This window comes from Paraniabella hibiscisoli (assembly GCF_022512515.1).
Classification (GTDB): Bacteria; Bacteroidota; Bacteroidia; order Chitinophagales; family Chitinophagaceae; genus Niabella; species Niabella hibiscisoli.
The window spans coordinates 676632-699184 of sequence record NZ_JAKWBK010000003.1 but is presented as its reverse complement, the minus strand read 5'-3'; the positions used below and the strand labels follow the sequence as shown (position 1 = coordinate 699184).

The following is a 22553-nucleotide window of genomic DNA, read 5'->3' as shown; positions in this document are numbered from 1 at the left end:
GCCAATACTGGTAGTAGGACCGGGAAAAATGAATTAAAAAAGACAACTGATGACTGGCTGTTTGCCGTTACCTGTTAAGTAATGGCAAGTAGTGATATAGGCATTCTTTGGCGGGGATAGAGCATTAGGTAAATAACTGAAAATAAATAGTAAGTATAGGATGTTATATGCTTTCTTTTTAATATTATGGCTCACTCGAAATATTATTTAAATTTTTTAGAAGATAAGAAAGGTGAGATCCAGGTCTTTTCAGGCAATGGGCTCCACCTTGTTTCAATCAACAACTTACTATTTACGATATGGGGGCACTATATTGACCTTATTTGAAAACAAAATGCAGCAGCTTAATAAGTCAAAATTTCAATCAAATAATAACAGTTAAATATTTTACTTAAACCAAGATATGATGAGAAAATTTAGTACAGCGTTTATGTTGCTGCTAATTGCAGTTGCTGTTAACAGTGTGCAAGTTCAGGCACAAACAATCGTCCGATACCAGGAGCAAATACGGGGTGGCGCTACGTTAATCGGCAACTCATGGATGTATACTACAAGTGCAGATTGCTTTCCCATTGCTATTTTAGCGGATGTGGATGTAGACCCTACAACTGACAATTCCAGTTCTGCAGACCTTATTCTGCCTGCGGGTTCTACCATAGAGAAAGCATACCTCTCAATTGAAAGAGGTGGATATTATAGTCCTCAACCTTTAACAAGCGTAAAGTTGAAGGTGCCGGGAGCATCCTCCTATCAAACCCTAACGCCCGGCAGTCCATCATTCCTAATCAATCGTTCTGCGGATGGTGCATCCGGCTATTATTTTGAGCAATCCTTATTTGATATTACAGCTTTGATGCCTGTAAACGGCTATGTAAGTACAGCATCTGGCGGGGTAGCCGGCAGGTATTTTCTAGCTGATCCGGTACCGTTTGTAAATAGTGATAACTGGGGCCCGATGGGAGGGTGGTCGATTATTATTGTATATCGTAATGCTGCTTCTAATCGCAGGAGTATAACGGTTGCGGACAACTGGCAGTATTTTGTTTCTGGTAGCACCGTTAATACAGATGTAAGCGGAATAAGAGTACCTGCCTCAGGTACTGTAAAAGCAGTAGTTGGTGTAACCGGCACGTACGGTGATAGAGTGGATTGTTCAAATAGTACTTATGATTATACCGACCTGATTAAGTTTGGGCAGGTAACCGGGACACTTACTAACCTGGCAGACCCGATGACGGGGTTCTCAATAATGCATTGAACAGCAGCATTGCAATGGCTGCGCAAAATAATGTATCTGCCGATGGTGGCCCTGCTATAAATGGCAATGTAAACACCCGGAATCCTATTAGCGTTGCTCATATCTACGGGCCGGCAGAAGCATGGGATTTTGATGCGGATGTATTTAACGCAACCGGCGTTTTACCGCCCAGCGCTACACCCCTTGACGTGCGGTTGCAGCAAACTTCCAATGGCTCCGATGTTTTAGTCAGCGGCTCCTATTTTATATCTGTAGATTTGGGTGTCGCGTTACTTACTAAAAGCGTGTCTCCCGCCAGTATTACAGATGGAGGCATTGCCACTTATACTTTTACGATAGACAATACGGCACCCGGCGCTGTTAATCAATCGGGCATTTCTTTTAACGATCTTTTGCCTTCTGGATTGAGAGTTGCTGCAATACCTAATGCTATAATCACTGGTGGTTCGGGGGTATAGTTACGGCTATACCTGGTGGTTCGTCTGTTGACCTGTCTGGCTTTTCCCTAAATGCAGGACAAACAGCTACCATTACTGTAAATATTACCAATGTACCAGGGCAAACCAATGCAAATTGCGGCAGCAACCCTGCTGCTTTTACCAATAATAGCAGTAATATCACTGCTTTGAGCGATAACCTGGCCAATGGCGTAAGCAATGTGTGTTTATTGGTTACGGCGCCGCTGCCTGTAAACTTTTCTGTAGTTGAAGCGACTATATTGAATCATTCATTGTCTGTAAACTGGGCAACCTTTAGCGAAACCGACAATAGCCATTTTGAAATAGAAATATCTGCAGATGGTAAGCAGTTTACTAAAATAGGGGAGGTGAAAACCAGGGCGGTTAATGGCAACTCCGACGAACCCCTAACCTATACTTTTACCGGTGATCTGCATTCGGTAGCCGCATGGTCCGGAGCTATAGCCTTTATGTTACTGGGAGGTGCAGGCTTAGGATTTAACCGCCGGAAAAAATACGTATTCACACTTCTAACCGTTGCAGGAATAGCCGCCGGTATTGTAGCCTGCAGCAAAAACGACAAAGAAGTTATCGGCAATGACGGCAAGTTGTTCGTACGTATAGCACAGGTAGATAAAGATGGCACAAAGAAATATTCTAAAGTAGTTTTGGTGAATAGGAAGTAAATATCAGGACTACCTATTCTTGCTACCCTAATGGCAGGTGATTTTGACCCACCCATTAACCGTAATATGATGCGCATGATTTTGAAGTGAAATAGTTAGTGCTGGCAATAAATTTTTGTTTAGAAGGTAGGAGCCTGGTTTCCGGGTTTTTCCAAACCAGGGTTACCGGCTCCTTTTTTTCGAAGGTGAAAGAGCCTGCAAACGGTATAACAGTTTTGTTAGTTGGGAAGCATAACGACACTCCGGACTTTGGCTGCCGGGGTGATCGTTTTTTGTTTGACTGCAATCGGATTGCCGTCAGCTGCCAGGCAGTGGAGGTGGATTTGAATAAGCAAGGCTGATAAAATATACTTTTTCCGTACGAACAGGAACACCAGTTTAGCTAAGCGGTACCCCCGATTTAAGTAGGTTGACGGTATAGGAACCTAAAAGGCTGTTGAATAATTATGAAGACTGATGCATACTTATATGCATAAAAATATTATAACAATGAGATGAATGTATGGGAACTGGTTTTGAATGGTTATTGCTGTTTCCTATGAATTATTTCGAGGCTATCCTTTTGATATGCAATGCTGCACCTGTTTACCGGGGCATTTTTACGATAGTTGACATCAATCGGTTTTAAAGTAAGCAGGTCTGAACTGCTGCACTTTCACCTCTTGTTGCAAGGAGTTCAACAGGCAAATAGACCCATTCACCGAAAACACGCGAATTTTTTTAGGAGTTTCAATAGAAGCCGGCACATAAGTATCGGCTGGCGATTACAGCATTATTCTACAGAAAATTTAAAATTTAACCAAGTTCAATATTAATCCAACAAAAATGAAAAAATTCTTTTTTACGCTGGCAACGTTATTTCCGGCAGCGGCAATTTTTGCCCAGCTCAATGTAACCAATGTACTGTCTAACAGTAACGGAACATTGGCTAATATTGCAGATGATTATGTTACATTTACTATGAGCCCCGTTGCTCCCGTAGCATACTATGTCGATCCATACACCTATACCGTAACAGCAACACAGGGCGGTGTACCTGTTGCAGTTACCATGTCTGATGGTACGGCTGCCAATAATGTTCGTTATGCAGGTTACCTGCAACATTTTCGTTTGCAGGCCGGTACAGCGGGAAAGGGAGATGTGGTGATAACTGTAAACCCCGGCTGGGGAAGTTTTCCTAATACAGTGGGCACCCTTACCGACCCTGGCGCTACAGCGATCAATCCCTGCAATGCATCCGGGTCGGTTACTTACCGGTATCAGTCTCCAACCGTAATAACAGATGCGAAGGACTGGCAGGCGCTGATACCTAAGTTTAATGTGCCCGGGAAAACACTTACCGGGGTAAATATCAGCTGTACTGCTACAGGTTATACTGTTGGTATGGCGGAGAACCGTTCTGCTGCTGCTGCCGCTGCCACGCTAAGCGTATTTATAGAGCCGGGTATTAAGGTTGTTGGGACAATAAATGACATGAGTACCTTAACGCTTTTGAATACACCTTTCCAAACCATGAGTGCGGCGGTAAATGTACCTGCAACAGGCGCATGGCCCGGGGATGATATAACAAACCCTGCCGTACCCAGTACTTTATTGGGTATGGACGATCATTTCAATATTCTTTCTAACAGTGCATTGAGTTACCTGGATCCTCGCCTGAGTCCTCAATGGATTACCAACATCCCTGGAATTACGGCTACTGCAGATGATGATATACTCGTGTGGCTAGAGGAACAAACTCCATCACAGAAGTAATGCCTGTACCGGCTGCAAGTATCAGTGCCTTTACCGGCACAGGTAATGTCCCTATATTATTAAGGTCTTTAACCGGCTTTAGTATAACAGGTGGCGGCGGCAATCCTGTACTGAAAGTAGGTACTACCGTGTCATTTGAACTGGAAGTTACCTACACTTATACATCTGCACCCTGCCAACCGGTATCGGGTTCCGTATATCTGGACAAGGATGGATTGGCCAACGGTATCAATAATCAAAGTAAATTTACAGGGGCAGCTGCCATTGGTTTAAAGGCGGTATTAGTTGATGCAGACGGTATAGTAGTAGATGTTGTGAGTGTTGATGCGGCAGGCAATTATTCCTTTCCAAATATTGCACCGGCTACAGGTTACACAATAAGGATTACCACACAATCAGGTATCGAAACAGGCAGGAGCGCACCCGTTCCTACCTTAGGCACAGGGGCTGATTATGTATACGCCGGTGAGTTAAATGGTATAGGTACCGGAAATGATGGTAACCCGGATGGCATATCGGCAAGTTTTGATATGGGCGCTGTGCCAATGACACAAATAAATTTTGCCATTAATAGTACCGCTGTGCTGTCAGCCGATTTCGCTGATTTATTTGCTAAGATAAAAGGCGGTCAGTTACTGGTGAATTTTACTACACTTGAAGAAGCGAACAACGATCATTTTGATGTAGAAGTTTCGAACGATGGTACCAGCTTTAAGAAGATAGGAGAGATAAAATCTAAAGCAATCAATGGCACTTCTAAAGAAGTACTGCATTATGATTTCAATAGCGAAGCACAAGGCAGTACCCTGTTTTTTGGAGCGGCCATATTATTAATAAGTTGTGGCAACATGTTCCGCAACAGGAAGCATAAAACCCTGTTATTGGCCATTTTTTCTATCGCATTCGTAGGCATACTGGCCGGTTGCAGTAAGAAAAGTGATAGCGTATCACTACAGGGAACGGATGTGTTTGTAAGAATAGTGCAGGTAGATAAAGATGGTACAAAAACGTATTCTAAAGTAATGAAAGCAATTAATGAGTAAGTATTAACTGATTAATGGGTAAATATTTTTGGATGAGGAAGGCAGAAGCCTTCCTCATCCGTTTTTCATAGCCTCCCTGTTTTTCATAGATCCGGTGTTATTAACGGGAGCCGAGTTTTACCCGGCTACCACTAAAGCATACCATTAAGCCAGGAAATGTCTTTAAAACCGTTGTCGCGCTACAGCGGGCCTGGTGAGTTTTGTGGGGGTAAATGGAAAACCAGTTGCCAAAGCTATATGTTTTATTAATGCTGTTTCCGGGGATATAGCCGTATAGTACCCGTTCCCGTTTGATCCTGGTCATTTTTTTCGAGGGAAAAAAGAGGACTTCAGATTTTCCATGCCAGGTGCCTGCTTTTTACATGTCAGGTAAAATGTGCGGCCAGCACACTTCATCTTAAGGAAACTCATAGGAATGTGCCACGCCAGCCATTTAGCGGGTTAATATTTTCATGGAATCATATACAAGTGATATGGAGCAAAAAAATATTTTTTTTTTGGGAGTTTTCCAGGAAAACGGCACTATACCGTATAAGGTGTCGCAACCTTAGGTAGAATAATCATCTTTTAAACAAAATAGTAGTGATGGATACCCCATATTTACCACTTCCTGTAGCTGTGTGTTCTTTAGTATTGGTTATTAGTAATACGGGATATAGCTAATATTGGATACCTGCAGCAGGCGGTGTCAACACCAATACAATCATTTTCTTTTGAATAGAATAGCACTTGTTTGTTTGCAGGCAGCAGCATGAGCCGGAGAAGCCAATACAGGGTAGTTAAATTTTTTGCTAATAAATACCTTCCCGGCGATCTATCTGCTAGGTTCTTGCTATCAGGTATCCCGGAACTTCTGTCCTTACTTACAAGTAATAAAAAATATATAAAATGAAAACCATATTCGCACTGCTTTTATTAGTTATAGCCGGCACCCGGTTATACGCACAAACGCCCTTCACCTGTTCCAACCAGGCTTACCAGGTTGTGTCCAGTTCTAACGGACTTTCTTCCACCCTCTATGCTTATAATGTAGTTACCGGCACAAGAACCAGCGTTGCCAGCTATAATTTTGGCATGAACGCTATAGGATATTATGTGGGAAATAATATGATTTGGGGGTATGATATAAGAAATGAAAGAGTGGTGTACCTTGATGCGGCAGGAGCCTTTACACCTGTTGCTGTTACTGGCCTGCCAGCCAGCGGCTTTAATGTAGGCGCCGTGTCCAATAACGGGTATTATTATTTGTATGTTACAGACGCTGCCAGGCACTATGTAGTTGATATCAACCCTGCCAGAACTGCTACTTATTTAAAGCTCGTGGACCCCACAACAGGTTACACGCTGGACACAGCCCCTTTCGGCACTATATTCAGCCAGCCAAGTATCAACATATCCGATTGGGTAATTAACCCGGCAACAGGTATGCTTTGGGGGTTGTGGACCCCGCAAATGCCAGTTCTTACAAGGTGGCTATTGTAAACCCTGCAACCGGTAATGTATCTTTTTCTGCTGCTATTTCAGGCAATGGTTTTCAGCAGGAGGGCGCGGTTACGGCTCTCTTTTTTTGATGCTACAGGCTCCTTCTATGTTTTTGCCAATAACCAGGGTCGGTTTTATAAAGTAAACCCCAATACATTGGCAGCCGTTGTAATTTCAACGCCCGGCCCTGCTGGTAATAATGATGGGGCTAGTTGTCCTAACACCATTTTACCGGTCACTTTTGGAAGCATTGACGCTTTCATAAAAAATGATACACTCATTGTGAATTTTTCATCTGAAAGTGAAACCAACAATGAGCATTTTGATATGGAAGTATCTGTAGATGGTAAAAGTTTTACTAAAATAGGTGAGGTGAAAACCAAAGCTATTGATGGCAATACCGACGAAACCATAGCCTATAAATTTACCGGTGATTTAAAGGCTATGGGTATAGTGGCGGCAGGTGCGGGTGTATTGCTGCTGGGAGGTTTGGGAATCGGATTTGGCCGCCGCCCGAGGGTTGGATGGATAGCAGTGGCTTTGGCCGGAATAGGCTGGGGTATTATAAGCTGTAATAAAAGCGAAAGCACACTGGCAGATACTGCAACCGATATATATGTGCGCATAGCACAGGTAGATAAAGATGGTGCCCGTTCGTATTCTAAAGTTATAAAAGCGGTTAATAATCGGTAGACCATTAAATATATAGACTATAACCAATTTTGTTTAGAAGTTAGAGCCTGGTTTCCGGGTTTTTCCAAACCGGGGTTACCGGCTCCTTTTAAAAGTAGCTTAATGCGCTGAGTCACTCTCTTGTAACTAAGCTTTGCAGATGTTTTTAATCGGGCTATCGGAATGGAGCATACATCAATTGAATATATAGGATCTGTGTTCGCTTATACACGTCTATCCGTGCCGGATATTCATAATTTGGATATGAGTAATGGAAACCAATAAGAAAAGCATATTTGATAATGCATAATATTATGACCAAGATATTGGAAGCTGGAAATACGGAAAAATATTTTGGAGTTGATATTTTTTTGCTACTTTAGGATAAGCTCTAATATCAAAGATGTTGTCTCAAAACAACAAACAATCATATACATTCTGATACAGCGTTTCGACGCAACCAACTTAAACAAATCTTCTTATAAAAAAACCAAACACATGAAAAAAGGATATGTGATTATTCTGCTATTGTCAGGCATTATAATGCCTTTTGTATTTCTGAACGCTCAGAATTGTCTTCGTGATGTAACTGATGGACTACCCAGAGCCAGTTTTTTTGCCAGCGGTGAGAACGGTGGCGAAGAGTACGAGCGCGCTTTTAACAACGATAATAATGCCGGAAATAAATGGTACCGGGGAGGATTGAACACCTCTTTGGCCACACCGAACTGGATCGGCGTTAATTTTGGAGTAGGCGGCGGCACTGCTAAAATACTTACCGGTTACCTGGTTAGCTCAGCTAATGATTTTGTGGGTCGCAATCCGAGAGACTGGCAGTTTCAGGGATCGAATGACGGTACCAACTGGTTGACATTACACACCATTTCCAACCATAGCTTTTCCTATAGCGGCCAATCAAGGATTTTCACTTTTAGCAATACTACGGCTTACCTGCAGTACCGCCTGTTGATCACTGAAACAGAAACGACATCAGAATCTGCCGTACAGATTGGTGAGATTGAACTATATGAAAATGTTTGTCTCGAAGGTTTTGTGAGAGACGCAGCCAGTACGCCGCTTTCGGGTGTAACTGTAGCCATTTTAGGAGAAACCTACAGTATTGCCGGGGGTGGGGGTAGTGTTTTTGCTACTGCAACTACTGATGTAACCGGCAAGTACCGGTTTGACGCAGCGTCCATCCCCAACGGGCAGTTTTCCCTTATTGTACAACCTCCTGCGGGTTACCAGGTTCAGCAAAATGCAGGTCCGTTCTTCAGAGATCCTACCTGGGCAAATGCTAATCAAAGATTTTCTTTAAGTCAGTATTTGTATACTTATGATGGTTCCATTACTTTTCAGAATCACTTACAGCTGTTCCAGTCTGGCGGCACAACAGGTAGCGTGTTTTGGGATAATAACGAACACAGCGCTACTTATCTTAACCGCTTTTTGCCTGGCTTTGATAAAAGCAGTTTAAACTTTATTTTAAAACAGGCACAGGTTACCCAGGTTTGCGCTACGCTCTTAGGTAGCCCCGGCAGCAGTAGTAACTTAATAACGATAGCCGATAACGGAACCTTTGGAAGTTTCGATGCTACCAGCTATCTCAGGGTACACCCGGGTCAACCTGGTTTTAGTAAAGATTTTAATAATACGTTATTGTATACCAATGGCGGCCTGGTTAATCCCACTAATACACAATATACATACGTTAATAAAGCCAATGTAGGGTTAGGCCAGGGCGTGCTTTTTGATGAAAGCAGGTATACCGTATCTTCGTTTATTGGAACTATTGCAGACCTTGTTGACGGCACGAATGCGGGTACAGACGCAACCTCACTTGTTAATACCCGGTTTACCGGCTGGAGGAAGACTTTTGGTACTACAACAGGCGATGTGTATGATAAGTTCTTGATGGTAAATGGAGCCGGGAATAACTTACCTTTTTTACTCAGGTCGGTTTAAATTTAAAAGGCAATTTGCCCTATCTGTTTAGCTTTGATGGGAAGAATGCAAATTCTACCACGCAGAACCTGAATACAATTGTGCCGGTACCGTATCAATTAGTGAACGGATCGGGAACTACTGTTGTTTCAGGAACTTTGAACCTGCCACCTCCTGCTTCGGTTGCAGAAGACAATCCGTCTTCTGCCTGGAACAATTTATTTGCCACTATTATTCCTCCCGCAGATGGAATTTATCGCCTGGAACTCCGGTTTCCTGGAGGAGGAACCGGCAATGACTTTTACATTGATAATATTTCATTACGTAGTCTGACCGAGTATGGAGACGCACCGGTTGCTTACGGTGAAGCGGTACACGGACAACCTGCCAATAACCTGAGTAGTGCCTGTGAGCCTTTGGTAGTTTTAGGCAACCGCCTGGATATAGAAAATAGCAATTTGTCTTCGCCTGAGGCTGACGGAGACAATACCAGTAATGCCGATGATGAAGATGGAGTGGCTTTGCCTGATCTGGCGCCGAATGCTACCTCTTATACTGCTGTAGTTACGGCTTCCAACAGAACCGCAACCCCGCTACAATTTATGCCTGGATAGACTGGGATCTTAATGGATCGTTTGATGCAGGTGAAAGATTGTCGGTAACAGTGCCGCCAAATACCATCAATAATACTTACCCCCTTACCTGGAATACAATAAGCACAACAGCTCCGGTTTTTGCACGGTTTCGTATCAGCAGCGATGTTGCTGCTCAAAACCCATCGGGTATAGCCGTTGGAGGTGAAGTAGAAGATTATAAGATACCGTTAGGCACAGTTTTGGCGGTGAATTTTGGAGAAATAACAGCTAGTTTTAGCAATGGTGAGTTATTGGTCAATTGGAGCACATTGAAAGAAAGTAATAACAGCCATTTTCAGGTAGAAGTCTCTGCAGATGGTAAACAATTTGCACGAGTAGGGGAAGTGAAAACCCAGGCTGAGAATGGAAATTCTTCTATGTCTTTAAACTATAGCTTTAGCAAAACAATTACTGCCAATGCCTTACAGCTTGGGGGTGGCCTAATGGTTTTGAGTATGTTGATATTGAGCTTAAGGAGAAGACGGCTTAGGGTTGTAATTGTTTTAATGGCAGCATTGAGCTTGTTTTTAGCTGGATGTATGAAGAAGGATAGCATAGACAGAGCAGGAGAGCGAATATTTGTACGCATAGTGCAGGTAGATCAAGATGGTACCCGTTCGTATTCAAAAGTTATAAAAGCGATAATGGTTAACGGGTAAGTATATTCTTTCTAAAAATTAAGGTGGTACCAGGCTTTTTTTAGCCCAGGGGTGCCGCCTTTTTTGTTTATTAGTATTGGTAGTATAATCAATCGAATTGGTTGCATCCCACCAACATATAGAGCAACTATATTCTGAACTGATAAAGTAAAATCAATAGCCACGGTCATTATTGTTTGCAAATAATAAATCCTGCCTGCAAATTGTAAACCGGTTTTTTCCTGAAAAAGCAAAGAGAATATATTTGGGTGGCATTAGTTGGGGAAATAGTAAGAAAGATGATATACAGAAACCTGTTTTTAATTTGGATACTGGTTGCGGGATTTTTCAATGTAACCTATGCGCAGACCTCTGTTGTTACTACGGCCAGTTACAAGGGTACGGTTGGTAATTATCCTATTGCCATGCAACTGAGGCAACAAAGAAGAAATGATACCCTTAGTGGAAGCTATTACTATCTCCGCAACGGACGGGAAAAAGTATTAATCTTAATGGAATGTTGAAGCACCCGACAATACTTGCCGAAAAAGTGACAGTAGAGAAGAATGGTAAGTATGTATGGGAAACTACCGGCCATTTTTCTATTACAGCTCCTTTGCTGGCAACCGGTAAACTGAGCGGCAGCTGGAAAAATGTAAAGACCGGCAAGCAGTTGCCGGTACAATTACAGTTACTGGCTAAAGCAGAAGATGCGCCCTTGTTTTATGACTATGAGTTGGTAGTGAAACAGGAAAAATTCATTAATCTTTCCCAGGCGGAGCAAATGATGACAAAAGTGACCGCTTTAAAAATCATACAGGAGGGCAAGATTTTGCAAACACTTTCCGGGTTTGATGAATTTGTTGGAAGTTCTGCCGAAGTAGAACTGGAGGATATTAATTTCGACGGGCATTTCGATATAAAGATCCCTATTGCGTTTCCCGATAGGACTAAGTATGATGGCAGTTTCCTGTATTTTATTTACAGCCCTCTGCGCGGAGGTTTATCAGGCATCAGCAATTGATCGATCTGGAGTACCTGTTCTTTGACCCTGTGAAAAAGGAAGTGTATAGATACGATGAAGGCCCGGAGGGGTTTGTCGTCAATTGCTATAAATGGCGGGCGAATGAAGTGTACCTGCATCGTACCGAAAAAATGGATGAATAAAAAACAATAAGAAATGAATAGTACGGAACTCAATAGACTGGAACATGATCCACAAATTATTAAGGACTATGTTAAGAAATCGGCATTCGGGAAAAATAAGATGATGTACCTGCCGTTAATTGTTGGTATTATGATCTGTGTTTTTCTGGCGTTTGTTGTTTATGAAGGAATGATACAGGACGTAGGGTATACGCTGGTTAGTATACTGGTAGTTGTGGCGATCATTTGTTTTATCGGCGTAGCTGTTCTCAACCGGGCTGCACACAAGAAGTTAAGCCAGGAAACGAGTTTGGTACCCATCTGTATTGCGCAAAAATATACGGGGAGGATGCCAGTAATAATTACTATGCTATTTATACCTGTGGTTCCAGGCGGCATGATGCGGCATTTATTGAGCATATAGCGAATAAAATATTTTCTCTTTCATCTGCCACAAAAGATAAAGTGGAGCAAAGTGTCAATAAACTTTTTCAGCAGGATTTTATTAAGCCGGGAGAATTTGCAAAGCAGCTGCCTGTTTCGTTTACTGAGGGTGAAATAGTGTGGAGGAGGCAATTTGCTCTGGGAACCCTGCCTAAAGCCGCACAGCAACAAATTGAAGATAATAATCAGCAATTCTGGGTTGCGGGATTAAGCCCGGAAAATGCTTTCCTTTTCCGACAGCTTTACCGGTAAGTAGTTGGTATTATTTAGCTGCCGATGGGATACTTATTTGTTTTCCTATCATTACATCATTTAATACGATGTTCTGCGTGTTAGATAAGCTTAATGCGGTACTGCAGGAGTCGATCTTTACATTGGTCAAATAAACGTCGGTTACTCTCTTCGTAGGATATCCCTGGATCACTAACCCGGCATTGCTGGCATTTTTAAAGCTCAGGTTCTCCAAAAAGATATTGCGGATATCTGTTTCAAATCCCTTGCCCTCGCCATGGTAGTAAGAAGTGATGAAAATAGCATCTTCCACATCACCAAATGCAACATCATTAATGTAGATGTCTTTGATAAACCCGCCACGGTCAGGATTGGACTTTAAATAAATGCCCCGTTTGCAGTAGCCACCATAGGTGCAATTCTCTACGAAAATATTTTGTACACCGGCCGACATTTCGCTGCCGATTACCAGTCCGTGCAAGCCTTTAAAACGACTATTACGTACAATGATATTTTCAGAGCTGATAGCAGTTGCGCGTCCTTCATGGTCCCTGCCTGCTTTTACGGCTACGTTGTCATCGGCATTATTAAAGTCGATATCTTCAATTAAAATGTTTTTGGAATACTCCGGGTCAAAGCCATCATTGTTTTTGTTAAACGCATCAAACTTTACTTTACGGGCGGTAATGTTTTCGGATTGTAAAAAATGTACGCACCAGAAGGGAGAGTTAGCGATGGTAATACCTTCAATCAAAATATTCCTGCAATCATAAAACTGTATCAGTTGCGGACGTAAATAATGCCCCTTGCCGAACAATCTGTCTTTTAGGGGGATACCTTTATGATTCATGTTGCGGCTTAATTGCTGAGCAGGTTTTTGCAGATCGTACCATTTGCTAAAACCTTCCTTGCCGTTACCGTCAATCGTTCCTTCACCAATGAGGGAGACATTGTTGACTTTATAAGCATAGATTAACGGACTGTAATTGTATAAAAAGGTTCCTTCCCAGCTGGTAGGCACTACCGGCAGGTAATTATCCGGATTCGTTCCAAATACCAGCTTAGCGCCTTTTTGCAGCTCAATACAGGTGTTGTCTACCAGGTGAATCGGTCCGTTAAGGATATAGATACCGGGAGGTACTATTATTTTGCCGCCCTTTCTATCCCTGCATACCCGCAAGGCTTTATCAAACGCGGGTTTACTGTCCGTAAGGGAATCGCCTTTTGCACCATACTTTGTTATCAGGATAGTGTTAGTGGGGATGGGCGGCGGCACAATTTCTTTCAGAATCGCTTCGCGCTTTTCCACTCGTGTTAGTTGGGAAGCGTTTTGTGACTGGGATACAAGAGTATGCAAGCATATGATCAGGAAGAAACTAAACCATTTCATGGGCGTCTGTTATTGTAAAGAGTTTTGTCAGATGATTGCTAAAGTAGGATTATAGTTTTAAAGAACCCTTGTAATAATAAGGCAGTTTGGCCGGTAAGGCGTCGCTTGCAGTTGATCCTCATAAAAACAGCGTTCAGATAAAATAATTACTGTAACTTCAAAAATCGTTTTTGCAGCCCTGAGCTAGTAAAAGATGTTTTTGAAGAACCTACCACTAAACTAAAAATGAATAACGATGCAGGTAAGTAACGATGCTTTGAGTGACTCCGCCAAAGGCGGAAAAAACCTTTTGGAATATCTATTATTGCCGCCCTGGCCGGGTTTATATTTGGTTTCGATACCGTTGTAATATCGGGCGCTAATCAGCCCATTAAAGATCTATGGCATACAACCGATATATCGACTTGGTTCCATGGCTTTTTTATTATGTCGATGGCCTTGTGGGGAACTGTAATAGGTGCCATTTTTGGAGGCGGCCCTACGGAAAAATACGGTCGTAAAAAGTATTGCTATGGATCGGTATATTCTTTACTGTATCTTCTATTGGTTCAGCTGTAGCACAGGACCCCTATACCTTTTCATTTTTTCGCTTTCTGGGCGGTTTAGGCATCGGTATCTCTTCAGTGGCGGCTCCTACCTATATTTCCGAGATCTCTACGCCTCAAACACGGGGAGGTTGGGCGCAATGTACCAGTTTAACATCGTGTTTGGTATACTGGTAGCGTTCCTGTCTAATTACTTTTTAGAAGGGGTAGACGGTGCTAACGATTGGCGCTGGATGCTGGGTGTTATGGCTATTCCTTCTCTGATATACACCCTGCTGGTATTTAGTATTCCCGAAAGCCCCGCTGGTTGGTAGCCCGCAAAAATGACGATGCCGGTGCGCGTAAAGTACTGCAAACACTGGGTATACAAAATGCCGAAGAAGAAATTGTTGCTATCAGGGTGGCTGCCAAAGCCGAATCTCAGAAAAGTAAAACCTCCTTCTTCAGCGCGCGTTACAATCGTATCCTATGGTTAGCTTTTTTAGTGGCTTTCTTTAACCAGTGGTCGGGCATCAACTGTATATTATATTATGCTCCGGAGATATTGGAGAGGGCAGGGCTGGCTTCCAAAGATTCTTTACTCAATTCAATCGCTATTGGTTGTACCAACCTGGTCTTCACGTTTGTTGGACTGTACCTTATCGATCGAGCCGGGCGTAAAGCATTACTGGTATGGGGATCTATTGGTTATATTATAAGCCTGGGCATGGTGGCTTACGCATTTTATACCCATGCTTCACCCATGTTCCTGTTATCTTTTCTACTACTGTTTATTGCATCGCATGCAATTGGGCAGGGAGCGGTAATATGGGTATTTATTTCTGAGATTTTCCCTAACAGGATAAGAGCTTTAGGGCAATCCTTTGGCGCCAGTGTGCATTGGGTTTTTGCTGCGATTATCACATTAATTACACCCGTATTCCTGGATGCGGATCATGGTGTATTTAAAGATAATCCCTGGCCTATATTTGCCTTTTTTGCGTTTATGATGTTACTGCAGTTGATTTGGGTTCTTACCAAAGTACCTGAAACCAAAGGAGTTTCACTGGAAGCACTGGAGAAACAATTGGTGGGAGCTGATCCGGTAGCAAAAGAAGGAGTCTGAAAATAGGATATGAAAATACTTGTTATTTTATGGTTACTGGGATGTTGCAGCTTTTGTAATACGGTTAATAAAGAGTCTATGCAATCAACTATTATCGAAGACGTAAAGAAGAATAACCTGGAAGCAGTAGATGCAGCTCTGAAAAATGGTACCGATGTGAATACTGCGGACGAGAAAAAGCGATCCCTCCTCTTACTGGCCACCCAGGCCGCCAACCTGGCGATGGCGCAATTGCTGGTATCTTATCGCGCTAATGTAAATCAGCAGGATGATATACTGGATAGTCCTTTTCTGTATGCCGGGGCTACAGGGCAAACGGCATTGCTGCAACTGTTCTTAAAGCATGGGGCGCGTTTTGATGTGTTTAACCGCTACAACGGATCGGCCCTGATACCTGCCTGCGAAAGGGGGCATGTTGAGACCGTAAAGTTACTGGCTAACACCAAAGGCTTTCCTGTTGACCATGTGAACCGGCTGGGCTGGACAGGTCTTTTAGAAGCCGTGATCCTGGGTGATGGATCGGCAAAATACCAGCAAATAGTTCGCATTCTTAAAGAGGCAGGCTGCAATATTCATATCGCAGATAAAAACGGCGTAACATCCTTGCAGCATGCCAGGAGCCTGGGATACAAAGAGATAGTTCATATTCTCAGCTCTGATTAAACTACCGTTTAGCAGCGATCTTTGTTCCCGTTTTTTTACAGTTTTAATAGCTATTATTGTAGGTATGAAAATATTGGTGATAGAAGATGAGCGGGAGCTGCTGGGTGTCATCCGTCAGTCACTGGAAAAAGAACATTTCCTGGTGGAAGAAGCTTCGGACTTCGAGGCAGCCATGCGAAAAATTATCGCCTACGACTACGATTGTATCCTGCTGGATATTATGCTTCCCGGCGGGAACGGAATGGATATTTTAAAAGAGCTGAAGACGATGCGTAAGGCTGATAATGTGATCATTATCTCTGCAAATGATTCGCTGGATGACAAAGTGCAGGGCCTTAACCTGGGCGCTGATGATTATTTAACCAAGCCCTTCCATATTGCCGAACTGAATGCACGTATACGATCGGTGCTACGCAGAAAAGCCTTTAGCGGTAAAAATATACTGGAACTGGGTAATGTGAAATTGGACCTGGATGAAAGAACCGCAAGTATCAATAACAAAGCCGTGGCCTTTAACCGTAAGGAGCTGGATGTGCTTACTTATTTTATGGTGAATCACAACCGGTTGGTTTTAAAAACCGCCCTGGCTGAGCATGTATGGGGAGCTTATGCTGATGAGGCCAATGATTACGAGTTCCTTTACTCACAGATCAAAAACCTGCGGAAAAAATTAAATGATCATGATAGTGGGCTTGAAATAAGAGCCGTATATGGTATTGGCTATAAGATGCAGGTTACATGAAATTACTCAACCATACACTGTGTACCTGTCTATCTCTCTTTTAGGCGTACTGGGACTTTGGGCAATTGTATTTTACTTTTTTATGTTGCAGGAAGTAAAAGAAACGGTTGATGATGGATTGACCAACTATAAAATGTTTATAGTGCACCGCGCCCAGGGTGATAGCTCCATGCTGAACAGCGAAGCGTTTGGCGACAAAAATTATAGTATTAAGGAAATAGCAGCCGAACAGGCTGTTCAGGTGTTGGACACTTATAAAGATACCCTGATTTACCAGGAGCGGTTAGAGCAACATGCGCCTGTGCGCCTACTTACTACGGCTTTCCTCGCAAATGAAAAGTATTATGAATTAAAGATCATATCTGCAGTTATTAATAAAGCAGACCTGATACGAAAACTTTTTTAGCATTAGCTATGTTGTATGGTGTAATGCTGGCCAGCATCCTGGTAGTAAATAATTTTGTACTGAAAAAATATGGAAGCCCTTTCATTACCTGTTAACGCAACTACGAAATTTTAAACTTGGCAATAGCCCGCTGTTTAAACCTGCTAAAACCTCTGTCAAAGAATTTAAGGAGCTAAATGATTCTTTGCAGTCGCTGCTGCAAAGGAATTCAGATACTTATCTGAGCCAGAAACAGTTTAATGAAAATGCCTCTCATGAGTTGCAAACCCCGTTGGCCATTAGTATTAATAAGCTCGAACTATTGGCGGAAAGAGGATCTTTAACAAATGAAGATGGAGAAACGATCGGTGAAGTAATACAAGCGCTCGAAAGCCTCAAACGATTGAATAAAGCATTATTGCTGTTATCTAAAATAGAGAACCAGCAATTTGTTGAAGAACAAACTATCCGGGTCAATGATGTTATTGCAAAGCTGGTTCGTGATTTTTCCGATATGCTACGCTTCAGAGACGTAAAAGTAGAACTGGTGGAAAACGGGTATTTTGAAAGACTGATGAATAGCAACCTGGCTGAAATACTGATCATGAACCTGCTCAAGAATGCTATTGTACATAATAGTCCCGGTGGCATAATAAAAGTGACCATTACAGCATCCTGGTTGAGTATCGAAAATAGCGGTGTTCCTGATCCCATGGATAACGAAAAAATGTTCGAACGGTTTTACAAGCGTTCGACAGAGAGCGGCTCTACAGGCCTGGGGCTCGCTATTGTTAAGGCTATTGCCGCATTATATGATCTTTCTGTTGCTTACGAATTTAATCACAGTATGCATAAGTTTGTAATACAACCGGGTATAGCAATTGGTGCGGACACGGTTCACGGGCATTCCTGAATCTTTCCCGTTTTGTTTTTTTATTTTACATGGTAAACGAAAGGCTGTTGAAGACAATTACTATAATATTCATGTTCCTGTTTGCGGGGAATAATATTCATGCGCAGGAGGTACAACCTAAAAATGTGCCTTCTATTATTATTAATGCACTACAATTAAAATTTCCTAAAGCGGGTGATGTGGTGTGGGAGTTGGAGAAAGGATTGTATAAGGCGGAGTTTGAGATCGGGAGGCTGGAGTATGAAGTGTGGTTGGATTACAGTGGTAAAGTAAAACGCTGGAAGCAGGACTTTGATAAGGAACAATTGCCTGATGCAGTAAAATTGTCGATTAGAAAATCATTTGACGGATTTGTGCCTTCCAGTGTAGAACGGTTGCAGGAAGGGAGGAGTGTTTTCTATAAAATGAGGTTGACCAAATCAAAAGAGAAACATAAGGTGTTATTTACAGAAAATGGGAAGCTATTGTCTGACCAAGTTCTCTGATATGAATTTTAGTTAAATAGGCTTGTGAAACCGGTGGCCGCAGCATTCTCCAATGACTGCGGCTTTGTAATAACAAAGAGCCGTAAAAACGGCTCTTCTCATGTAAAACAACAAGAAACAGGAAAATCAATATTTACCTCGATGATGAAGATAGCCGACTCACCACTGAGATCAGGCGGTCAACGTCTTCGCAGGTATTATAAAATGCCAGTGAAGGCCTTACGGTAGTTTCTACACCCATTCTTCGTAAAATAGGTTGCGCGCAATGATGTCCCGTTCTAACCGCTATACCCTCCTGGTTTAATGCTTTGCCCACATCATCATTAGAATAACCTTTTAACGTAAAGGATAGTACACTTGCTTTGTTAGCAGCCGTGCCAATGAGTCTTACTCCCGGTACCTGCTTCAAATGGTGTGTGGCATATTCCAGCAAAGCATGTTCATAAGCGCCTATATTGGCCATGCCCAAATGCGTTACATAATCAATGGCTGCGCCGAGACCAACAGCATCGGCAATATTGCCCGTGCCTGCTTCAAAACGATTAGGCGCGTTATGGTATTTGATCTCTTCGAAACTAACGTCCTGAATCATATTACCACCGCCCTGCCAGGGTTCTGTTTCATTTAGTAAAGCTTCTTTGCCATATACTACGCCAATGCCTGTTGGACCAAAAACTTTATGACCTGAAAAAACAAACCAATCGGCATCCAGTTCCTGTACATTCACAGGCATGTGTGACACAGACTGGGCTCCGTCTACCAGCACCTTTGCGCCTGCCTGGTGTGCCATTGCTACTATTTGTTCGGCTGGAGTAATGGTTCCCAGTGCGTTCGAAACCTGCGTAAATGCTACCAGGCGCGTACGTGGCGTCAGCAGCCTGGCATATTCATCAAGCAATATTTGCCCATCGTCATCAACGGGAATCACTTTTAAAGTGAGCCCCTTTTTATCAGCCAATCTTTTCCAGGGAACAATGTTGGCGTGATGCTCCAGGTTGCTCACAATGATTTCATCGCCGCTTTTTAAATGCTGCGCTCCCCAGCTTTGTGCCACCAGGTTAATACCCTCGGTAGCGCCGCGTACAAAAATGATCTCGTTAACAGACCCGGCGCCCAGGAACTGCTGCACTTTTTTCTTGCAGCTTCATAAGCGTCTGTGGCGCGCGCTGCCAGCTCATGTGCTGCCCGGTGGATATTAGAATTTTCGTGTTGGTAAAAATAGCTGATGCGGTCGATCACCGATTGTGGCTTTTGTGTTGTAGCAGCATTGTCCAGCCAAACCAGGCTTTTACCATTGATCTTTTCATTCAGTATAGGAAAATCTTTTTTAATCTTGTATGCATCAAAGCCATGATTGAACCCACCCAACGATTGATTATTAAATTGGTGCGGACTGCTTTGCAGAAAGTAAAAAGACGGACCGGTCTGTGTAACCTGGTTCGGCAGGGTTGGTAATGGCAGTTCTGAAGCTGCATGATTATTGAGCGATCCAAGTATAGCGCTGATGTCAGACCAGTAAGGTTGTTCATCAATGAAGGGCAACGCAAACGGATCGGCCTTAGCAGAAGGTTTGTCGATGCTGGCATCTGGGAAACTGGTAACCGGCTCCTTCAGATCGAAGTTTTTCTGCTGGTGCGTATACGAGGGAGAAGCCCCGCTACCTGCTACAGAAGACGGCACCTGGCCATTCTGAAATGCCTTGTTATCACTATTGTCTTTGATATACGAACTACTATCCGGCACTTGATCAATATCCGCAAAATTGAAACCCGGCTTAAAATAGTCCTGATCAGCTCCCGAAACGGATGGCGCTGCAATACCAGCACCAGTAAAAGAAGGTAGGGTGGTCAATCCACCCGCAGGTGGTAGGTGTGATACCGGCGGCTGGATTATTTCCGGTGAAGCTAACCCATTTGAAAAGGAGCCCAATGATAATGGCGATGCCAGTCCGCTTACCGACTGTGCAAAAGCAGTAGCACGCGGATGTTCATAGGGATCCAGGGATATCTCTTTGGGTGCATCTTCCGGTAATGATTTGAAAAGCTGGTTAGCCAGATGCTGCAAAGCTTCAACATCCGGAAGATTATTGGTATTTGTACTCATGGTAATTTCCTATTTCAACGTCATCTAATACGGCAATGGCATCATCCACCAGCACTGCTAAAGAGCAGTATAGCGAAACCAGGTAAGAGGCAATCGCTTTCTCGTTAATGCCCATGAAACGAACAGACAACCCTGGTGTTTGCTCACCTTGCAAACCAGGTTGAAAAAGTCCTACAACGCCCTGGCGGCTTTCACCGGTACGCAACAAAATGATCTTTGTTTTTCCTTTTACGATAGGTACTTTATCAGATGGAATTAATGGAATGCCCCTCCAGGTAATAAACTGTGAGCCAAAAAGTGAGATCGTAGGCGGAGGTACACCGCGACGGGTACATTCCCTGCCGAAAGCAGCAATGGCTAGTGGATGAAGCAGGAAGAAGCCAGGCTCTTTCCATACTTTGGCAATTAACTCATCCAGGTCATCCGGGGTTGGAGCGCCTGTACGTGTTTTAACTCTTTGCTCAGCAGCCACGCTATGCAGCAAGCCATAATTAGCATTGTTGATCAGCTCGCTTTCCTGTCTTTCCTTAATAGTTTCTATTGCCAGCCTTAACTGCTCCGAGATCTGGTTATACGGTTTACTATATAAATCGGAAACCCTGGTGTGTACATCTACAATAGTCTGCACTGCGGCGAGGTTGTATTCCCTGGGATTCTCAACATAATCAACAAAGGTCTGCGGCAATATTTTCTCATCACGCGAAGAGCAATCTACTTCTATCTGCGTCGCATTTTTTACCTTATTAAGCCGGTATACGCCAGACTCTACGGGTACCCAGTTTAACAGGCGGGTTAGCCAACGGGGAGAAATGGTAACCATTTGTGGTACCGTGCGGGTTGCAATGGCGAGCTGCCGCGCTGCTACGTCGCCAAGGGCAGTCTGTTGTGGGGTGGTTGTTTCAGCCATGATCTATTTTTTTTTAAGTTATTACACAAATATATTAGAAAAAATAATTAGTCTATAAAAAAGTAGACTATTTAAATTTATATCGAAAAATTGATACCCTCATCAAAATCCCTGTTAGATCTCACTCTTATTTCACTTTTATGATACACCAGGGAATAGGGGGCACGCTTTCAGTAAGCCACACGTTGCCGCCGATAACAGAATCATGGCCTATTACTGTTTTTCCTCCCAATATGGTAGAACCAGAGTAGATAACGACATTATCTTCAATGGTTGGATGTCTTTTTACGTGCGCCTGTGTTTTAGAAACGTTCAGCGCGCCTAAAGTAACGCCCTGGTATATTTTTACATTATTACCGATAACGCAGGTTTCGCCGATCACCACGCCGGTACCGTGGTCGATAAAAAAGGTAGAGCCTATTACTGCGCCGGGGTTGATATCGATACCAGTAACGCTGTGCGCGTATTCAGACAGAAGCCTGGGTAATACGGGTATCTTTAGCTGGTAGAGTTCGTGCGAAAACCGGTAAACGGCTACTGCATAGAAGCCTGGGTAAGCGCCCAGTATTTCCTCAATTGAATGAGCTGCCGGATCAAATGCCAGTATGTTTTGAGCGTCTTCCTGCAGTTCAATAAAAACGTCCGGTATCCGCTTGAAAAACTGATCTGTTATCTCGTCTACATCGATAAGTACATTTTCAATAGGGGCCAGTAATTGTCTTAGTTGCAGTTCGAGATCCATTATGTCCAGCGAACCAAATGTCTTATCCGAATGAACCGGGAAGAGATGGGTGAGCAAATGTCGGATCCAGCGTTGTGCACTGCTTCTCGAAGGTATAGGTTGGAGATCGCCCCTGTATTTTTGATGGATGGCGCTTAAAGTATGATGCAGTTGCAGCTCTTTAATAACGGGTTTCATAGCA

23 protein-coding genes and 2 pseudogenes are annotated in these 22553 nt (G+C 43.1%); 21 read left to right on the top strand and 4 right to left on the bottom strand.

Features of this window, described 5'->3' with window-relative positions:
- Positions 1-403 precede the first annotated feature (403 nt).
- The 15 genes from MKP07_RS35265 (at position 404) to MKP07_RS35195 (ending at position 12413) form a co-directional block, all read left to right on the top strand.
- Positions 404-1258 (top strand): hypothetical protein, encoded by an 855-nt coding sequence (locus MKP07_RS35265; RefSeq protein ID WP_240852699.1) that lies wholly within the window; start codon positions 404-406, stop codon positions 1256-1258.
- 14 nt (positions 1259-1272) lie between these two features.
- Positions 1273-1716: a DUF7933 domain-containing protein gene (locus tag MKP07_RS35260; protein WP_240852698.1), complete on the top strand. Its 444-nt coding sequence runs from the start codon at positions 1273-1275 to the stop codon at positions 1714-1716.
- A 167-nt stretch (positions 1717-1883) separates the two neighbouring features.
- The gene (locus MKP07_RS35255; RefSeq protein WP_240852697.1) at positions 1884-2402 is read left to right on the top strand and encodes a hypothetical protein; all 519 of its coding nucleotides are present in this window, start codon (positions 1884-1886) and stop codon (positions 2400-2402) included.
- A gap of 825 nt (positions 2403-3227) precedes the next feature.
- A complete protein-coding gene (locus MKP07_RS35250; RefSeq protein WP_240852696.1) occupies positions 3228-4157 on the top strand; it encodes a hypothetical protein in 930 nt (309 codons plus the stop codon).
- Complete coding sequence (locus MKP07_RS35245; RefSeq protein WP_240852695.1) at positions 4124-5200, top strand: choice-of-anchor E domain-containing protein; 1077 nt, start codon at positions 4124-4126, stop codon at positions 5198-5200. The genes MKP07_RS35250 and MKP07_RS35245 overlap by 34 nt, the downstream gene beginning before the upstream one ends.
- A gap of 888 nt (positions 5201-6088) precedes the next feature.
- The gene (locus MKP07_RS35240; protein WP_240852694.1) at positions 6089-6682 is read left to right on the top strand and encodes a hypothetical protein; all 594 of its coding nucleotides are present in this window, start codon (positions 6089-6091) and stop codon (positions 6680-6682) included.
- Positions 6683-6697: 15 nt separating this feature from the next.
- On the top strand, positions 6698-7375 hold the full coding sequence (locus MKP07_RS35235; RefSeq protein WP_240852693.1) for a hypothetical protein: 678 nt from the start codon (positions 6698-6700) through the stop codon (positions 7373-7375).
- A 477-nt stretch (positions 7376-7852) separates the two neighbouring features.
- Positions 7853-9319, top strand: a complete 1467-nt coding sequence (locus MKP07_RS35230) for a hypothetical protein (protein WP_240852692.1) — start codon at positions 7853-7855, stop codon at positions 9317-9319.
- A 14-nt stretch (positions 9320-9333) separates the two neighbouring features.
- Positions 9334-9912, top strand: a complete 579-nt coding sequence (locus MKP07_RS35225) for a hypothetical protein (protein WP_240852691.1) — start codon at positions 9334-9336, stop codon at positions 9910-9912.
- Positions 9913-9950: 38 nt separating this feature from the next.
- Entirely contained in the window at positions 9951-10592 is a 642-nt protein-coding gene (locus MKP07_RS35220; protein WP_240852690.1) for a GEVED domain-containing protein, read from the top strand.
- Positions 10593-10840: 248 nt separating this feature from the next.
- Entirely contained in the window at positions 10841-11095 is a 255-nt protein-coding gene (locus MKP07_RS35215; RefSeq protein ID WP_240852689.1) for a hypothetical protein, read from the top strand.
- The gene (locus MKP07_RS35210) at positions 11089-11595 is read left to right on the top strand and encodes a hypothetical protein (RefSeq protein ID WP_240852688.1); all 507 of its coding nucleotides are present in this window, start codon (positions 11089-11091) and stop codon (positions 11593-11595) included. Before MKP07_RS35215 ends, MKP07_RS35210 begins: the two co-directional genes overlap by 7 nt.
- Positions 11592-11738 carry a hypothetical protein gene (locus tag MKP07_RS35205; RefSeq protein WP_240852687.1) on the top strand — a complete coding sequence of 49 codons (147 nt, stop codon included), beginning with the start codon at positions 11592-11594 and terminating at the stop codon, positions 11736-11738. The genes MKP07_RS35210 and MKP07_RS35205 overlap by 4 nt, the downstream gene beginning before the upstream one ends.
- 13 nt (positions 11739-11751) lie before the next feature.
- Positions 11752-12141 carry a hypothetical protein gene (locus MKP07_RS35200; RefSeq protein WP_240852686.1) on the top strand — a complete coding sequence of 130 codons (390 nt, stop codon included), beginning with the start codon at positions 11752-11754 and terminating at the stop codon, positions 12139-12141.
- A gap of 41 nt (positions 12142-12182) precedes the next feature.
- Positions 12183-12413, top strand: a complete 231-nt coding sequence (locus MKP07_RS35195; RefSeq protein ID WP_240852685.1) for a hypothetical protein — start codon at positions 12183-12185, stop codon at positions 12411-12413.
- Between the two features lie 10 nt (positions 12414-12423).
- On the opposite strand, the gene MKP07_RS35190 is transcribed toward MKP07_RS35195, so the two are convergent.
- The gene (locus tag MKP07_RS35190; RefSeq protein WP_240852684.1) at positions 12424-13701 is read right to left on the bottom strand and encodes a glycoside hydrolase family 28 protein; all 1278 of its coding nucleotides are present in this window, start codon (positions 13699-13701) and stop codon (positions 12424-12426) included.
- A gap of 375 nt (positions 13702-14076) precedes the next feature.
- Here MKP07_RS35190 and MKP07_RS43375 point away from each other — a divergent pair.
- The 6 genes and pseudogenes from MKP07_RS43375 (at position 14077) to MKP07_RS35160 (ending at position 18620) form a co-directional block, all read left to right on the top strand.
- Positions 14077-15432, top strand: a pseudogene (locus tag MKP07_RS43375) (sugar porter family MFS transporter).
- Between the two features lie 9 nt (positions 15433-15441).
- Positions 15442-16095, top strand: coding sequence for an ankyrin repeat domain-containing protein (locus MKP07_RS35180; RefSeq protein ID WP_240852683.1), 654 nt, complete (start codon positions 15442-15444; stop codon positions 16093-16095).
- A 64-nt stretch (positions 16096-16159) separates the two neighbouring features.
- The gene (locus tag MKP07_RS35175) at positions 16160-16837 is read left to right on the top strand and encodes a response regulator transcription factor (protein ID WP_240852682.1); all 678 of its coding nucleotides are present in this window, start codon (positions 16160-16162) and stop codon (positions 16835-16837) included.
- On the top strand, positions 16806-17243 hold the full coding sequence (locus MKP07_RS35170) for a hypothetical protein (RefSeq protein ID WP_240852681.1): 438 nt from the start codon (positions 16806-16808) through the stop codon (positions 17241-17243). The genes MKP07_RS35175 and MKP07_RS35170 overlap by 32 nt, the downstream gene beginning before the upstream one ends.
- Before the next feature lie 67 nt (positions 17244-17310).
- Positions 17311-18135 carry a sensor histidine kinase gene (locus tag MKP07_RS35165; protein WP_449589540.1) on the top strand — a complete coding sequence of 275 codons (825 nt, stop codon included), beginning with the start codon at positions 17311-17313 and terminating at the stop codon, positions 18133-18135.
- Positions 18136-18182: 47 nt separating this feature from the next.
- Positions 18183-18620, top strand: coding sequence for a PepSY-like domain-containing protein (locus MKP07_RS35160; RefSeq protein WP_240852679.1), 438 nt, complete (start codon positions 18183-18185; stop codon positions 18618-18620).
- Between the two features lie 133 nt (positions 18621-18753).
- Here the strand turns inward: MKP07_RS35160 and MKP07_RS41745 are convergent.
- The 3 genes and pseudogenes from MKP07_RS41745 to epsC all read right to left on the bottom strand — a co-directional run bounded on the left by MKP07_RS41745 (position 18754) and on the right by epsC (position 22549).
- Positions 18754-20723, bottom strand: a pseudogene (locus MKP07_RS41745) (family 2A encapsulin nanocompartment cargo protein cysteine desulfurase).
- Positions 20704-21630 carry a family 2A encapsulin nanocompartment shell protein gene (locus MKP07_RS35150; RefSeq protein WP_240852678.1) on the bottom strand — a complete coding sequence of 309 codons (927 nt, stop codon included), beginning with the start codon at positions 21628-21630 and terminating at the stop codon, positions 20704-20706. The pseudogene MKP07_RS41745 and the gene MKP07_RS35150 overlap by 20 nt, the downstream one beginning before the upstream one ends.
- A 127-nt stretch (positions 21631-21757) precedes the next feature.
- Positions 21758-22549, bottom strand: coding sequence for a serine O-acetyltransferase EpsC (gene epsC / locus MKP07_RS35145; protein WP_240852677.1), 792 nt, complete (start codon positions 22547-22549; stop codon positions 21758-21760).
- Positions 22550-22553: the final 4 nt, after the last annotated feature.

What these genes read in the sequence shown, in the direction of transcription:
- MKP07_RS35265 (WP_240852699.1), top strand. Translation starts at nt 404, where the DNA reads ATGATGAGAAAATTTAGTACAGCGTTTATGTTGCTGCTAATTGCAGTT.
- MKP07_RS35260 (WP_240852698.1), top strand. Translation starts at nt 1,273, where the DNA reads ATGGCTGCGCAAAATAATGTATCTGCCGATGGTGGCCCTGCTATAAAT.
- MKP07_RS35250 (WP_240852696.1), top strand. Translation starts at nt 3,228, where the DNA reads ATGAAAAAATTCTTTTTTACGCTGGCAACGTTATTTCCGGCAGCGGCA.
- MKP07_RS35240 (WP_240852694.1), top strand. Translation starts at nt 6,089, where the DNA reads ATGAAAACCATATTCGCACTGCTTTTATTAGTTATAGCCGGCACCCGG.
- MKP07_RS35235 (WP_240852693.1), top strand. Translation starts at nt 6,698, where the DNA reads ATGTATCTTTTTCTGCTGCTATTTCAGGCAATGGTTTTCAGCAGGAGG.
- MKP07_RS35230 (WP_240852692.1), top strand. Translation starts at nt 7,853, where the DNA reads ATGAAAAAAGGATATGTGATTATTCTGCTATTGTCAGGCATTATAATG.
- MKP07_RS35210 (WP_240852688.1), top strand. Translation starts at nt 11,089, where the DNA reads ATGTTGAAGCACCCGACAATACTTGCCGAAAAAGTGACAGTAGAGAAG.
- MKP07_RS35200 (WP_240852686.1), top strand. Translation starts at nt 11,752, where the DNA reads ATGAATAGTACGGAACTCAATAGACTGGAACATGATCCACAAATTATT.
- MKP07_RS35180 (WP_240852683.1), top strand. Translation starts at nt 15,442, where the DNA reads ATGAAAATACTTGTTATTTTATGGTTACTGGGATGTTGCAGCTTTTGT.
- MKP07_RS35175 (WP_240852682.1), top strand. Translation starts at nt 16,160, where the DNA reads ATGAAAATATTGGTGATAGAAGATGAGCGGGAGCTGCTGGGTGTCATC.
- MKP07_RS35170 (WP_240852681.1), top strand. Translation starts at nt 16,806, where the DNA reads ATGGTATTGGCTATAAGATGCAGGTTACATGAAATTACTCAACCATAC.
- MKP07_RS35150 (WP_240852678.1), bottom strand. Translation starts at nt 21,630, where the DNA reads ATGGCTGAAACAACCACCCCACAACAGACTGCCCTTGGCGACGTAGCA.
- epsC (WP_240852677.1), bottom strand. Translation starts at nt 22,549, where the DNA reads ATGAAACCCGTTATTAAAGAGCTGCAACTGCATCATACTTTAAGCGCC.